Origin of the sequence: Azospirillum lipoferum (assembly GCF_024170005.1) — a bacterium.
In the GTDB taxonomy this organism is placed as follows: Bacteria; Pseudomonadota; Alphaproteobacteria; order Azospirillales; family Azospirillaceae; genus Azospirillum; species Azospirillum lipoferum.
This window is the reverse complement of record NZ_JALJXJ010000006.1, coordinates 256,157-269,973: the sequence shown is the minus strand read 5'-3', so window position 1 is coordinate 269,973 and position 13,817 is coordinate 256,157. Positions and strand designations below refer to the sequence as shown.

Below are 13,817 nucleotides of genomic sequence, written 5' to 3'. Positions count from 1 at the left end.
CTCCAGATCAGTCGGGCCGGTTGTTCCGGGCCTTGCGGCTGTGGGGTCGGGACAGGAAAGATTCGGGACTCAGCGCTCGCGCATCGCCTCGTGGACGTGGGCGAGCACCGGGGAGAGCAGGTAATCGAGGATGCGGCGGCGGCCGGTCTTCACCTCCGCCGTCACCGCCATGCCGGGGGCGAGCGCGATGTCCTCGCCGGTTTCGCCACGGATGGCGGTGCGCTCCAGCGCGATGCGCGCCGAGAATTTCGGGCCGTCGCGGTCGGCCGCCGCGACAGGTTCGGCCGCCCCGGTGCGCGCCGCCGCTCCGTCCGGCGGCAGGATCACGTCGTGCGAAACCGACAGGACCGTGCCCGGCAGCAGCCCGTAGCGGGTGAAGGGAAAGGCATCGACCTTGAGTTCCGCCGGCATGCCGGGATGGAGAAAGCCGATGTCCTTGTTCTCCACCTGCACCTCGACGATCAGGGTGCGGCTGGCGGGCACGATCACCATCAGCGGCTCCGCCGCCGTGACCACCCCGCCGACCGTGTGGACGGCGAGCTGCTGGACCACGCCGCCGGCCGGCGCGGTCAGAAGCTGGCGCTCCCGCCGCCGCGCCGCCTTGGTCAGTTCCTGGCGCAAGGCGGCGGCGCGCTTCTCGGCATCGGCGAGGTCGGCCATCGCCTTGCCGTCGAACTCCGCCGTCACCCGCCGCCGTTCGTCCGCCAGTCCCTTCAGGGCCGCCTCGGCCTCGGCCTCGCGGTTCTTCGCGGCGACCGCGCCATACTCGACCTCGGCAAGCTCCTTCTCCAGCTCCAGCAGGTCGAAACGGGGACTGTAGCCGCGCTGGGACAGGTTCCGCTTGGCCTGCACCTGCTCCCGGATCAGCGGCAGGGTGGCGCCCAGCCGCGCCTTCTCCGCGGCCAGCGCGGCGATCTCCGCCCGGCGCTGGCGCTCCTGGCTGCCGATGGCGTCGAGCGCGGCATCGCGCGCCGTCAGCTGGTTGGCGAGGATCGAGCGCTGGAGCGTCACCAGGGCGGCGTCGGCACCCGGCGGCGGGTCGAAACCGCGCCGGCCGGCCAGCGCCGCGCGCAGGCGGGCGGCCTCGGTCTCCGCCACCGCCAGTTCCCATTCGGCGCGGCCGGCGTCGGCGGCACTGTCCGTGGGGTCGAGTTCCAGCAGGACCGTCCCCTGCTCCACCTGCTGCCCTTCGGTGACGCGGATGGCGCGGACGATGCCCGGCTCCAACGTCTGCACCAGCTTGTTGCGGTCGCTGGGGATGATGCGCCCGCGGGTGACGGCGGTGATGTCGATGTGGCCGATCCAGGCCCAGGCGATGGCGATGAGGGCAAAGGCGACGATCAGCAGCGACACCGCCCTGGCGAACGGCGAGGGCGGCGTGTCCATCGCCTCCAGCGCCGCCGGCAGGAATTCCAGCTCGTGCCCGCGGCGCGGCCGGGGCCGCGCCAGCGTGGAAGGCGGTGCGGATGGCGGCGGAGGCGCGGCGGGAGCGGGAGCCGGCGCCGGTTCGGCTGCGCTCTCAAGCGACGCCATGGCCGACCTCCGCCTGTCCGCCCGCCTGCATCCGCCACAGCGCCGCATAGCGTCCGCCGAGCCGGATCAGCTCGTCATGGGTGCCCTCTTCGGCGATCCGCCCCTCCTCCACCGCGACGATGCGGTCGCAGCCGCGCACGGTGGACAGCCGATGGGCGACGATCAGCACGGTGCGGTTGGCGCAGATGCGGCGCATGTTGGCCTGGATCGCCGCCTCGCTCTCGACGTCGAGCGCGCTGGTCGCCTCGTCGAAGATCAGGATGCGGGGATCGGTGGCAAGCGCGCGGGCGATGGCGACGCGCTGGCGCTGTCCGCCCGACAGGCTGGCGCCGCGCTCGCCGATCACCGTGTCGTAGCCCTCCGGCAGGCCGAGGATGAAGCGGTCCGCCCCGGCCAGCCGCGCCGCCTCGACGATCCGCTCCATCGGCATGCCGGGATCGGCCAGCGCGATGTTGTCGCGGATCGAGCGGTTGAACAGCACATTCTCCTGCAGGACCACGCCGATCTGCCGCCGCAGCCAGGCCACATCCACCAGCGACAGGTCGACGTCGTCGATCAGCACCCGGCCCGATTCCGGGACATAGAGCCGCTGCACCAGCTTGGTCAGCGTGCTCTTCCCCGATCCCGACGACCCGACGATGCCGACGGTCTCGCCCGCCTCCACCGTCAGGTCGATGCCCTGGAGCGTGAGGGAGGCATCGGGGCGATAGCGGAAGCCGACCCGGTCGAGACGGATGCGGCCGCGGATGGCGGGCAGCGGCAGCCGCCCGGGCTTCGCCGCCGGTTCGGGCATGGTGTTGAGGATGTCGGCCAGCCGTTCGACGGAGACGCGCGCCTGCTGGAAGTCGTTCCACAACTGGGCCAGCCGCAGCACCGGCGACGACACCCGCCCCGCCAGCATGTTCACCGCCACCAGCGCCCCGACGGTCAGGGCGCCGTCGATCACCTCCTGCGCGCCGACATAGAGCAGGGCGGCCATGGTCAGCTTCGCCACCAGTTGGACGCCCTGGCCGGCGACGACCCCCAGGCTGGACGCGCGGAAGGCGGCGCCGACATAGGCGGCCAGCTTCTCCTCCCAATGGCGGCGCATCTCCGGTTCCACCGCCATCGCCTTCAGCGTCTCGATGCCGGAGATGCTTTCGACCAGGAAGGACTGGTTCTCCGCGCCAAGGGCGAATTTCGCTTCCAGCCGCCGGCGCAGGATCGGAGTGACGGCCAGACTGATCGCGACATAGACCGGCAGCGAGGCCAGGACGATGCCGGTCAGCGCCGGGCTGTACCACCACATCACCGCCAGGAAGACGATTGTGAAGACCAGATCGATGACCAGCGTCAGCGCCGATCCGGTCAGAAAATCGCGGATGCGGTCCAGTTCGCGCACCCGCGCCACATTGTCGCCGACGCGGCGCGCCTGGAAATAGGGCAGCGGCAGCGCCAGCAGATGGTCGAACAGCCGCGCGCCCAGCGTCACGTCGACCCGGCTGGTGGTGTGCGAGAACAGATAGCTGCGCAGCCCGCCCAGCACCGTCTCGAACAGCGACACCACGACGAGGCCGATGACCAGGATGTCCAGCGTGGTCAGGCTGCGGTGGGCCAGCACCTTGTCGACCACGACCTGGAAGAACAGCGGACTGATCAGCCCGAACACCTGCAGCATGAAGGAGGCGAGCAGGATTTCCGAGAACAGGCGCCGGTATTTCAGCAGGGCCGGAACGAACCAGCCGATGCCGAAGCGCACCTGCGCCAGATCCAGGCCGGCACGCCGCGCCATCAGCACCAGTTCGCCCGACCAGGCCGGTTCGACCACCGCCCGCGGCAGCGCCAGCGGCTTCGCTTCCAGCGGATCCTGGATCAGCACGCGGTCGCCGTCGATCTTGGCGATGATGAAGTAACGCCCGTCACGCCGCCGTGCGATCGCCGGCAGCGGCGTGGCGGCCAGCCTGTCCCAGCGGGTGGTCACGGAGCGCGCCTTCAGGCCGAAACGCTTTGCCGCGCGCAGGATGTCCAGCGTCCCCATCGCCCGGCCGCGGACCGCCTGATCATGACGGAGCTGCTCCGGATCGGCCGGGTGTCCCAGGAGGCGCAACATGAAGGTAAGGCATGACAGTCCGGTGTCCGGAGTCACACTGTCCTCAACCAGACGCGGCATTCCTCATTTCCTGGATTGGATACGGAAACCATGCCGGGTCCGCGACTGCACCGCTGCCGGATCACAGCCCGGCGAGCTGTATCGGCCGCAGGAAACATGCAATCAAGGCGCAGGGTTCGCGAATTTCAGCCGTATAAGAGGAGTCATAGTCATTTTCCGCGCCTTTTTTATCGGTCTCATCCCATCGCAGTCAACTTTAATTGTTTTTTGTAATTATTTTCTACCTAAGATAATATTCCCTTAAGTTAATAAATTTAATTTTCCTAAAATTCTTATAATGCAACGAGAAGGCGTCCTTTCCGCCCGACAACCTGCATGACAGCATGCTCCTCCCGGACTTGCTGCGCTTGGCCCAGGTCGTCTGCAGCTTCATTGCCGGGCTCTATGCCGACGCGGCCACCCCGGCCGGGCCACTCCGGTTCGTCCGCAGGGGTGAACAATCGGCGGGCGGGCGGCGGTTCCCCTCCCCCCTCGGGTCGCGTCCCGTATGCGTGTGCGTGTTTACAGCCGCGATCTGCCCCTCGGCCCCGAGCTGCTGCGCGCGTGGCGCGGATGGCGGCAAGACGATCCGCGGCGTGAAGAGCACCTCCTCGCCTGCGTCCAAATCGTCGTCATCTCGATCCTCACCAAGCCCCTGAGGCGGATCGTTCTCCAGGAGCTCAGCGTGTGACTGCCACGAACGGACACTCAGACCATCGAATCCAGTTCGCGACGACGGGCATCGGTCAGGCCGAGGCGGGAGGCGAGATAGGCCAGATACTGACGGTCGACCTCGCTGCCGCCGCGCACCGCCAGTTCGGAGGCGAGATAGACCTGTTCGGCCGTCTCGGGATCCCGGACATCGCGGACGATCTCGTCGAGCGGCCGCGGCCTCAGCAGTTCGGCCTCGACGATGCGACGGTCCTCCGGTTCGGCCTGGGCGGCGTCCAGGCTGTCGAGGATGCGCCGCTGTTCGTCGGGCGAGATGTGGCCGTCGGCGTTGGCCGCCGCGATCATGGCGCGGATCAGCAGCAGCGCCTTGGCGTCGCCGAGATCCGGTTCCGGCGGGCCGCCGCGCAGCACCGTGGTCAGACGGTCGCCCAAACCGCCGGCAACACCGCCCGCACCGGCCCCTCCCAGGACACCGCCCAGCACACCGCCCAAGGCGCCGCCCAGGCCCAGCCGGTCGAGGATTCCTCCCAGCGGTCCGCCCGCAGTGGGAGCCGGCCCCGCCGGCGGATGGCCGGGGGTGGCGGGCGTCCGGCTGTCCTGATAGGCGCGGTAGGCGAGATAGGCCAGCGAGGCGAGCCCCGCCTTCTGCAGCAACCCCGAGCCGGCGGCCGGGGCATGGGGGATGCCGTGGCCGTAATGCCCCTTCATCTTCTTCCTGCCCTTCTTGCCGAGGAGCAGGGGCATGGCGGCGGCGAAGGCCGGCCCCCGGCCGGTGCGCCCGGCCAGCCCGTTGGCCAGCATGACGCCGAGGACTTTGCTGAGGTTGCTCATCGTTCCCTTTCCTGCCGGCTGCGGATGACACGCCCCGGCCATGGCCTGGAGCCACGGCCGGGAGCCGTAGACATGGGGATGGTCGCGGCCATTGAAACCGGCGTCACCCGCAAGAGCAGCGGTGGGAAAGGCGACAGGCGGCAGATGCCGGCCGTCAAATGCCAAGCATCACTTGACAGGCATCACTTGACAGGCGTCACTTGACGAGCGGGCAGCCGCTGTCCTTCGGGTCGATATAGGCCTGGGTGCCGGGAACGGTCTTGAGGACCTTGAAATAGTCCCAGGCGTATTTCGATTCCGCCGGCGTCTTCACCTGCGCCAGATACATGTCGTCGAAGACGCGGCCGTTGGCGGCGATCTTCGCCTCCTTCATCATCATGTCGGTGACCGGCATGGAACGCATCTTCGCCGCCACCTTGTCGGGATCGTCGGTGCCCACCTCCTGCACCGCCTTCAGGTAATGGCGGACCGACGAATAGACGCCGGCCTGGTTCATCGACGGCTTGCGGCCGGTCCGCTCCTCGAACTTCTTCGACCAGCCGCGGGTTTCCTCGGTCATGTCCCAGTAGAAGGAATTCGCCAGCATCAGCCCCTGCGAGGTCTCCAGCCCCAGCGCCTGGATGTCGTTGATGTTCAGCAGCAGCCCCGCCAGCGTCTGGCCGCCCTGTGGAATGCCGAACTCGGCTGCCTGCTTGACGCCGTTGATGGTGTCGCCGCCGGCATTGGCGAAGGCCACCACCTCGGCCCCCGATGCCTGCGCCTGCAACAGGTAGGAGGAGAAGTCGGATGCGCCCAGCGGATGGCGCACGCTGCCCTTGATGGTGCCGCCGAGCTGCTTGACCGTGTTGGCCGCCTCGGCTTCCAGCGAATGGCCGAAGGCATAGTCGGCGGTGATGAAGAACCAGCTCTTGCGGCCCTGCTCGACCAGCGCGCGGGCGGTGGCGGAGGCCACGGCATGGTTGTCCCAGGTCCAGTGGAAGCCATAGGGGCTGCATTCCTTGCCGGTCAGGTCGGTCGAACCGGGGCCGGACATCAGGAACAGGCGCTTCTTGTCCCGCGTGATCGCCTGCACCGCCAGCGCTGCGGCGGAGTTCGGCACGTCGGCGACGACGTCGACCTTCTCGGTGTCGATCCACTGGCGGGCCAGATTGGCGGCGATGTCCGCCTTGTTCTGGTGGTCGCCGACGATGATCTCGATCTTCGTGCCGTTTATGGCGTTGCCGAATTCCTCGGCGGCCATCCGCGCGGCCACCGCCGACCCCTCGCCGTTGATGTCGGCATAGATGCCGGAGCGGTCGGACAGCATGCCGATCTTGATGACGTTGTCGGACATCTGGGCCTGGGCGGCGCCGGATGCCAGGACGGATCCCAACACGGCCAGGGCGGTGCCGGCAAGAAGAAGTGTACGCATGGTTCGCTCCCTAATTCGACTATTCTTGATGTTTTGGACTCATCGCCCCCGACCGGACGGCCGGGAGGCGGAGATCAGTGGGTGGTATAGCCGCCGTCGACGGGCAGGGCCGCTCCGGTGATCGACCCCGCGGCGTCGGAGCACAGGAAGGCGATGGCGGATGCGACCTCCTCCGGGGCGATCAGCCGGCCGGTCGGCATCCGTTCCAGAAACACCGTCTGCAACACCTGATCCTCCGGCAGGCCGGTGACCTGCGCCTGCTGGGCGATCTGCCGCTCGATGATCGGGGTCAGCACGGTGCCGGGACAGACCGCGTTGCAGGTGATGCCGTGCGGGGCGACCTCGATCGACACCGACTTGGTCAGGCCGATGAGGCCGTGCTTGGCGGCGACATAGGCCGGCTTGTGCGGGGCGCCGACCATGCCCAGCACCGAGGCGGTGTTGACGATGCGCCCCCAGCGCCGCTCCCGCATGGACGGCAGCGCCGCCTTGATGGCGTGGAAGGCGGCGCTGAGATTGACCGCCAGCAGCAGGTCCCATTTGTCGTCGGGGAACTCGTGCAGGGCGGCGACATGCTGGACGCCGGCATTGTTCACCAGGATGTCGACCGGCCCCAGCCGGTCGGCGGCATCGGCCATCATGGCGCGCACCTCCTCCGGCCGGCTCAGGTCGGCGGCGGAATAGACGATGCGGTTGCCGGTCCGCTCGGCGATCTCGGCGCAGTTGCGGTCGATCTCGGCGCGGTCGCCAAAGCCGTTGACCATCACGTCGCAGCCCCGGCCGGCAAGTGCCCGCACCGTCGCCAGCCCGATGCCGCTGGTCGATCCGGTGACGACGGCGATTCTGGCGGCGGCTATTCTGTTCTGCATGTCTCTTCGTTCCCTGGTCTGATGATAGCGCGTCAGAACGCCACCTGATCGGCGCCCTTGAGGTGGAGCATGGCGCGCGCCTCCTCAGGCGTGGCGACCTCCAGCGACAGCTCCTCCAGGATGCGGCGGATCTTCGCCACCTGCTCGGCGCTGTTGCGGGCGAGCCGGCCCTTGGCGAGATACAGGCTGTCCTCCAGCCCGACGCGGACGTTGCCGCCCATCACCGCGGCCATGGTGGTGAAGGGGATCTGGTGGCGGCCGGCGGCCAGCACCGACCATTCGTAATCCTTGCCGAACAGGCGGTCGGCGGTCTCGCGCATGAAGACGAGGTTGCGCTCCTCGGCACCGATGCCGCCGAGGATGCCGAAGATGGTCTGGATGAACAGCGGCGTCTTCACCAGCCCGCGGTCGAGGAAATGCGCGAGATTGTAGAGGTGTCCGACATCGTAGCATTCGAACTCGAAGCGGGTGCCGCAGCCCTCGCCGAGATGTTCGAGGATGTAGGCGATGTCGCGGAAGGTGTTGCGGAAGATGAAATCGTCGGTGCTGCGCAGATAGGGCTCCTCCCAATCATGCTTCCAGTCCTTGTAGCGGTCGGCCAGCGGGAAGATGCCGAAATTCATCGATCCCATGTTGAGCGAGCACATCTCCGGCTTGGCCAGCAGCGGGGCGGCGAGGCGCTCCTGCACCGTCATGTTGAGCGAGCCGCCGGTGGTGATGTTCAGCACCGCGTCGGTCGACTGCTTCAGCCGCGGCAGGAACTGCATGAACACCGCCGGGTCGGGCGTCGGCTGGCCGGTGCGGGGATCGCGGGCGTGCAGATGCAGGATCGCGGCCCCGGCCTCCGCCGCGCCGACGCCCTGCTCGACGATCTCGTCCGGCGTGACCGGCAGGGCGTCCGACATGGTGGGGGTGTGGATCGATCCGGTCAGCGCGCAGCTGATGATGACCTTTTTTACTGATGCGGGCTTCTTCGATGCGGCCATGCAAGGCCCTCCTGTGCTGGTCCGGACGGAACGGCCCGGACGATTCGAATTGGGGTTGTGGATGGGGAACGCCTATCCGCGTTCGAGACCATCCAGGCGCTGGAGATGGGCGGCGAGGCGGGCGGCGATTTCTTCCCGCTGCCCCTCGCTCCAGGTGCGGAAACCGGCGCCGGACTTCATGCCGAGCCGCCCGGAAGCGACCAGATCGCGGAGGAGGGGCTGCGGGCCCGGCGTGCGGTCGAGATCGGGCAGGACATGGCCGTGGACCGCGAGCGTCAGGTCGGTGCCGACGAGATCGGCGTTCTCCAGCGGCCCCAGGACGGCGAGACGCCGGCCGAAGCTGGCCTTGACCACGGTGTCGACCGTCTCGGCATCGCACACGCCGTCCTGAACCAGCGCGATCGCCTCGCGCCACAACGCATGTTGCAGGCGGTTGCCGATGAAGCCGGGCACATCCTTGCGGACCTCCACCGGCTGCTTGCCGATGGACTTCAGCAGGCCGGTCACCGCATCGACCGCCGCATCGGCGGTTTCGCGCGTCCGCACCACCTCGACCAGCGGGATCAGATGGGCCGGGTTCCACCAGTGGGTGCCGAGCGCGCGGCTGCGGTCGCGCAGCGGCTCCATGATCCGGGTGATCGGGATGACCGACGTGTTGCTGGCGAGCAGCGCATGGGACGGCGCCGCCGCTTCCGCCGCCGCCAGGACGCGCTGCTTGAGGGCAAGATCCTCCGGCACCGCCTCGATGACGATGTCGGCGGCGGCGACGGCCTCCTCCAGCCTCTCCCGCGGCTGGATGCGGTCGGCGGCGGCGCTGTCCTGCCCGAGATCGCGGAAGCTCCGGCGGATGCGGTCGAGGATGCCGGCCCGGTGGCCAGGGTCGGGTTCCTGGATGTCGACGCGATGGCCGGCGGCGGCGAAGGCTTGCGCGATCCCCTGCCCCATCATCCCGGCGCCGATGATGGCGATGCGCTGGTGTGTCATGGCCTGTGCATTCCCCCTTCGCGTGACCGGCGCCCGTCAAGGCGTTGCACTGATTGTTCGCTATGGACGCTGTTTGGAAAGGCTGGTAAGCAATGGCCGTGCCAGACGGCCAAGTGACTGCTGCGGCACGGTTTTGCCGAAGCCCTGTCCGGCAACGGCAGCCGGATGCCTACGATTGCGGACAGCCGGCCGCGTGGCGAAGCCCCGCTTCCCTGGAAATCGGCGCTTCCGTCCTGTTCATTTTTCTGACAGATACTGTGCGTAATATTGACAGTCCGTAACGGGGAGGGCTGGGGATGCCCACGGATCGGAGCGAGCAGTTCGCGGCGGCATGCGCGCTGATGGCGATGGTCGACGAGATGATCGACGGCGCCCTGCTGGTCGACCGCGACGCCCGCATCGTCTGGTCGAACGACAAGCATGTCTGGTTCACCGAAAAGCTGATGGCGCAGTTGGGGTTCCAGTCGCGGGCGGAGGCGATCGGCCAGCCGGTGGAGCGCGTCATTCCGCACAGCCGGATGCGCGAGGTGGTGGAAAGCGGCCGGTCGATGCCGCTCGACATCATGCGCTATGGCGAGCATACGCTGCTGGTCAGCCGTCTGCCGCTGCGCGACGAACGGGGGGAGGTCATCGGCGCCCTCGCCTTCGCCCTGAAGAACAGCCTGACCTATCTCCGCCCCATCGCTGACCGTTTCAACAAGCTGCAATCACGGCTGACCCGGGTGGAACAGGAACTGGCGGCCAGCCGGGCGTCGAAATACACGGTCGAGAACCTGATCGGCTTCAGCCCGGCGATGCTCCAGGTCAAGCGGCTGGTGCGCCGGGCCGGCCAGATCACCTCGGCGGTGCTGCTGCTGGGCGAGACCGGAACCGGCAAGGAGCTGGTGGCGCAGTCGATCCATGCCTGCTCCGACCGCGCCCACCGTCCCTTCGTCGGCGTCAACACCGCCGCCATTCCCGAAAACCTGCTGGAAGCGGAGTTCTTCGGCGTCGCCCCCGGTGCCTACACCGGCGCCGGCCGCCAGCCGCGCCCCGGCAAGTTCCAGCTGGCCGACGGCGGCACCCTGTTCCTCGACGAGATCGGCGACATGCCGCTGCCGTTGCAGGCCAAGCTGCTGCGCGTCTTGCAGGAACGCGAGGTCGAACCGCTCGGCTCCAATCAGGTGGTCAAGGTCGACGTCCGCATCATCGCGGCGACCAGCCGGCCGCTGGCCGAGATGGTGCGCAGCGGCGCCTTCCGGCCGGACCTCTATTACCGGCTGAATGTCTTCCCGATCCAGCTGCCGGCGTTGCGCGACCGCCGGGACGATCTGGAGATTCTCGCCTCGCTGTTCTCGGAGAAGGTGGCGCTCAGCCTCGACCAGCCGATGCGCGACCTCACGCCGCCGGCGCTCGACCTGCTGCGGCGCCATGACTGGCCCGGCAACATCCGCGAACTGGCCAATGTCATCGAACAGGTCTATGTGCGCACCGAAGGCGACCGCATCCTGGCGGAGGATTTCGCGGACATCCTGCCGGACGCCCCCCTCGACCGTCCCGCCTCGGCCAAGGGAAAACGCCCGCTGGCCGCGACGATGGACGATCTGGAACGGTCGCTGATCCTCGAAGCACTCGCCGACAGCCGGGGCAACAAGCTGGAGGCCGCCCGCAGCCTCGGCCTGTCGCGCACCAACCTCTATGCGAAGCTGCGCAAGCACGGCATTCCCGTGCAACCGGACGACTGAGGCCGGCAGCCACCGCGGCCTTGACAATATTCCTATAGTTTGGCAGGATCGCTGCCGTCGGCGGGCCAACTGCGCCCGCGGCTTCCCCGACATATCCCCTTCCCCACCCGCCGTGCGCCTGCCCAGGCCCGCGGCCCGAGGAGTTTGTGCGCCATGAGCCTTGCCGCCATGGGCGACGTCGCGTGCATCGCCGTCGCCGCCATCACCGTGCCCGACAGCCACGCCCGCCGCCGCATCGACGACGAGGATCTCGATTCGCTCGCCCGCTCCGTCGAAGAGGTCGGGCTGTTGCAGCCCATCGTCGTTCGTCCGCTGGGAAACGGGCGGTACGAGCTGCTGGCCGGGGCGCGCCGGCTGCGTGCGGTGCAGGCGCTCGGCCGGGCCGGGGTGCCGGCGGTGGCGGTGTCCAATGAAAGCGCCGCGGTGCTGTCGCTGGTCGAGAACACGCAGCGCCAAGGTCTGGACGCGCTGGAACTGGCCGAAGCGCTCCAGCGCCTCGTGGAGCAGGGCTGGGGGCGCGAGGCTCTGGCCCGGCTGGTCGGACGCAGCACCAGCTGGGTCGGCGATCTGCTGAGCCTGAACCGGCTGCCGGACTGGATCAAGGCGGAGTATGCGCAGGTGCGGCGGGTGGTCTCGCGCTCCCTGCTGGTGGAGGTCGCGCGGGTGCGCGACGCGGAGGCACAGGCGGCGTTGTGGCGGGAGGCGAGGGGCGGCGCGCTCACCGTGCGGCAGGCGCGGCGGATGCGGCGCGAGGCCCTGCCGGCATTGCCCCGCGCCCTGTCGGCGGTGCGGCGCTGCGCCCGCCAGCTGGACCGGATCGACGCCGCGCCGGATCTGGCGGAGGCGGACCGGTCTGCACTGCTGGCGCTGCGCGACAGGATCGACACGCTGCTGGCCACCGGGGGTGGAGCAGGGGAAGCGCGCCCCGCAAGGGAACGGCCGGTGCCGCGGCCGTAACCCGTGACCCATGACCCGCGAGCCCTGGTATCAGGCGGCCCGATCGTCCTGCAGTCCAAGCCTTTCCACCATCATCTTTCTCATGATGTGCTTCTGGGGCTTGCCCGTCACCGTCATGGGGATGTCCGTGACGAAAGAGACGTGCTTCGGCACCTTGTGGTGGGAGATATTGTCGCGGCAATAATGCTGCACCTCCTCGACGGTGCACTCCATCTCGGGTTTGAGCTTGATCCACGCCGCGACGATTTCGCCCAGGCGTTGATCGGGCAGGCCGAAGACCTGCACCTCCTGGATCTTGGGATGCAGATACAGAAAGTCCTCGATCTCCCGGGGCGAAATGTTCTCGCCGCCACGAATAATCAAATCCTTGCTCCGGCCGACGACCTTGAGGTAACCGGCTTCGTCCAGGATGACGAGATCGCCGGTGTGCATCCAGCCGTCCTGGTCGATGGCCTCGGCGGTCTTCTGCGGCTCCTCCCAATAGCCCTGCATGAGGCCGTAGCCGCGCGTCAGCAGTTCACCGCGAACGCCCAAGGGGACCACCCGCCCGTTCGCATCCACGATCTTCGCTTCGACATGGGGGTGGATCGTGCCGACAGTGGAGACACGCCGTTCCAGCGTATCGTCGGGCTCGGTCTGGAAAGTGATAGGACTCATTTCCGTCGTGCCCATGCAGATCGTGATCTCGCGCATGTGCATCTGCGCAACCACACGCTTCATGATCTCGACCGGACACGGTGCGCCCGCCATGATGCCGGTGCGCAGGGAGTGCAGGTCGTAGGACGCGAACTCCGGATGGTCCAGCTCGGCAATGAACATCGTCGGTACGCCGTACAGCGCCGTGCAGCGCTCCTGGTCGACGGCTTTCAGCACGGCAAGCGGATCGAACCCTTCCCCCGGGAAGACCATTGCCGCACCGTGGGTCGTGCAGCCGAGCACCCCCATGCCCATGCCGAAACAGTGATAGAGCGGGACGGGAATGCATACGCGGTCATGCTCGGTGAACCGTTGGCGCCGCGCCACGAAGTAGCCGTTGTTGACGATGTTGTGATGGGTGAGCGTCGCGCCTTTCGGCAAGCCCGTCGTGCCGCTGGTGAATTGAATGTTGATGGGATCTTCCGGTTGCAGCTGCGTTGCCAGTTGCTGGAGGTCCCCGCATGCATCGGCATCCCGCAACAGCGAATCATACGCGATGAAACCCGGAACCAATTCATCGCCCATGAGCACGAGCGACCGCAGATGCGGCAGGCGGGCAAGCTTCAGATCTCTGGCACCGCCGGTGCCGAGTTCGGGAGCGAGCTGGCGGATCATTTCAACATAGTTGCTGCTCTTGAACGACGGTGCGAGCACCAGCGCGCGCGCCGCCACCTTGTTCAACGCGGCCTCAAGCTCGCTGAGGCGATAGGCGGGGTTGATGGTAACGAGAATGAGGCCGGCCTTCGCCGAGGCGAACTGCGTGACGACCCATTCGACGCGATTGGGAGCCCAGATGCCGATGCGGTCGCCGGGCTTCAGCCCCAGACTGAGGAAGCCGCGCGCCAGCCGGTCCGCCTCGTCATTCAGTTGCCGCCATGTCCAGCGGATATTCTGCTGCGGGATGATCAGCGCATCGCGCGCAGGCCACCGTTCGGCCGCGCGTTCAAGCGTCGCACCGACCGTCTGGTACAGCAAAGGCTGGTCGCTCGTTCCACTGACATAGCTCAGCATAACGCTTCTCCCCTT

At 67.9% G+C, this 13,817-nt stretch carries 11 protein-coding genes; 3 read left to right on the top strand and 8 right to left on the bottom strand.

What is annotated here, in order from left to right; translation table 11 throughout:
• Positions 1–69: 69 nt before the first annotated feature.
• Positions 70–1,533 (bottom strand): HlyD family type I secretion periplasmic adaptor subunit, encoded by a 1,464-nt coding sequence (locus J2848_RS15715; protein ID WP_149231834.1) that lies wholly within the window; start codon positions 1,531–1,533, stop codon positions 70–72.
• On the bottom strand, positions 1,520–3,682 hold the full coding sequence (locus tag J2848_RS15710) for a type I secretion system permease/ATPase (RefSeq protein WP_149231835.1): 2,163 nt from the start codon (positions 3,680–3,682) through the stop codon (positions 1,520–1,522). Before J2848_RS15710 ends, J2848_RS15715 begins: the two co-directional genes overlap by 14 nt.
• A gap of 487 nt (positions 3,683–4,169) precedes the next feature.
• On the opposite strand from J2848_RS15710, the gene J2848_RS15705 reads away from it, so the two are divergent.
• A complete protein-coding gene (locus J2848_RS15705) occupies positions 4,170–4,352 on the top strand; it encodes a hypothetical protein (protein WP_149231836.1) in 183 nt (60 codons plus the stop codon).
• 17 nt (positions 4,353–4,369) lie between these two features.
• Here the strand turns inward: J2848_RS15705 and J2848_RS15700 are convergent, their stop codons facing one another.
• From J2848_RS15700 to J2848_RS15680, 5 genes are all read right to left on the bottom strand, one after another.
• The gene (locus J2848_RS15700) at positions 4,370–5,164 is read right to left on the bottom strand and encodes a tellurite resistance TerB family protein (RefSeq protein ID WP_149231837.1); all 795 of its coding nucleotides are present in this window, start codon (positions 5,162–5,164) and stop codon (positions 4,370–4,372) included.
• A 196-nt stretch (positions 5,165–5,360) separates the two neighbouring features.
• Complete coding sequence (locus J2848_RS15695; RefSeq protein WP_149231838.1) at positions 5,361–6,575, bottom strand: ABC transporter substrate-binding protein; 1,215 nt, start codon at positions 6,573–6,575, stop codon at positions 5,361–5,363.
• A 74-nt stretch (positions 6,576–6,649) separates the two neighbouring features.
• Positions 6,650–7,444: a 3-hydroxybutyrate dehydrogenase gene (locus J2848_RS15690; protein ID WP_149231839.1), complete on the bottom strand. Its 795-nt coding sequence runs from the start codon at positions 7,442–7,444 to the stop codon at positions 6,650–6,652.
• A 32-nt stretch (positions 7,445–7,476) separates the two neighbouring features.
• Positions 7,477–8,430, bottom strand: coding sequence for a 3,5-dioxohexanoate:acetyl-CoA acetone transferase (gene kce, locus J2848_RS15685; protein WP_149231840.1), 954 nt, complete (start codon positions 8,428–8,430; stop codon positions 7,477–7,479).
• Between the two features lie 72 nt (positions 8,431–8,502).
• Complete coding sequence (locus J2848_RS15680; RefSeq protein ID WP_149231841.1) at positions 8,503–9,414, bottom strand: 3-hydroxyacyl-CoA dehydrogenase family protein; 912 nt, start codon at positions 9,412–9,414, stop codon at positions 8,503–8,505.
• Positions 9,415–9,710: 296 nt separating this feature from the next.
• Between J2848_RS15680 and J2848_RS15675 the strand changes: the two genes are divergently transcribed.
• Together J2848_RS15675 and J2848_RS15670 are read left to right on the top strand one after the other, a co-directional pair.
• Entirely contained in the window at positions 9,711–11,138 is a 1,428-nt protein-coding gene (locus tag J2848_RS15675; RefSeq protein WP_149231842.1) for a sigma-54 interaction domain-containing protein, read from the top strand.
• A gap of 153 nt (positions 11,139–11,291) precedes the next feature.
• On the top strand, positions 11,292–12,095 hold the full coding sequence (locus J2848_RS15670; RefSeq protein ID WP_149231843.1) for a ParB/RepB/Spo0J family partition protein: 804 nt from the start codon (positions 11,292–11,294) through the stop codon (positions 12,093–12,095).
• Positions 12,096–12,125: 30 nt separating this feature from the next.
• On the opposite strand, the gene J2848_RS15665 is transcribed toward J2848_RS15670, so the two are convergent.
• Positions 12,126–13,802: an AMP-binding protein gene (locus J2848_RS15665; protein ID WP_149231844.1), complete on the bottom strand. Its 1,677-nt coding sequence runs from the start codon at positions 13,800–13,802 to the stop codon at positions 12,126–12,128.
• Between the last annotated feature and the right edge of the window lie 15 nt (positions 13,803–13,817).

Bases quoted from the DNA above. Each gene is read 5' to 3' on its own strand.
- J2848_RS15710 (WP_149231835.1), bottom strand. From the start codon at position 3,682: ATGCCGCGTCTGGTTGAGGACAGTGTGACTCCGGACACCGGACTGTCA.
- J2848_RS15700 (WP_149231837.1), bottom strand. From the start codon at position 5,164: ATGAGCAACCTCAGCAAAGTCCTCGGCGTCATGCTGGCCAACGGGCTG.
- J2848_RS15680 (WP_149231841.1), bottom strand. From the start codon at position 9,414: ATGACACACCAGCGCATCGCCATCATCGGCGCCGGGATGATGGGGCAG.
- J2848_RS15695 (WP_149231838.1), bottom strand. From the start codon at position 6,575: ATGCGTACACTTCTTCTTGCCGGCACCGCCCTGGCCGTGTTGGGATCC.
- J2848_RS15665 (WP_149231844.1), bottom strand. From the start codon at position 13,802: ATGCTGAGCTATGTCAGTGGAACGAGCGACCAGCCTTTGCTGTACCAG.
- J2848_RS15715 (WP_149231834.1), bottom strand. From the start codon at position 1,533: ATGGCGTCGCTTGAGAGCGCAGCCGAACCGGCGCCGGCTCCCGCTCCC.
- J2848_RS15705 (WP_149231836.1), top strand. From the start codon at position 4,170: ATGCGTGTGCGTGTTTACAGCCGCGATCTGCCCCTCGGCCCCGAGCTG.
- J2848_RS15670 (WP_149231843.1), top strand. From the start codon at position 11,292: ATGAGCCTTGCCGCCATGGGCGACGTCGCGTGCATCGCCGTCGCCGCC.
- J2848_RS15675 (WP_149231842.1), top strand. From the start codon at position 9,711: ATGCCCACGGATCGGAGCGAGCAGTTCGCGGCGGCATGCGCGCTGATG.
- kce (WP_149231840.1), bottom strand. From the start codon at position 8,430: ATGGCCGCATCGAAGAAGCCCGCATCAGTAAAAAAGGTCATCATCAGC.
- J2848_RS15690 (WP_149231839.1), bottom strand. From the start codon at position 7,444: ATGCAGAACAGAATAGCCGCCGCCAGAATCGCCGTCGTCACCGGATCG.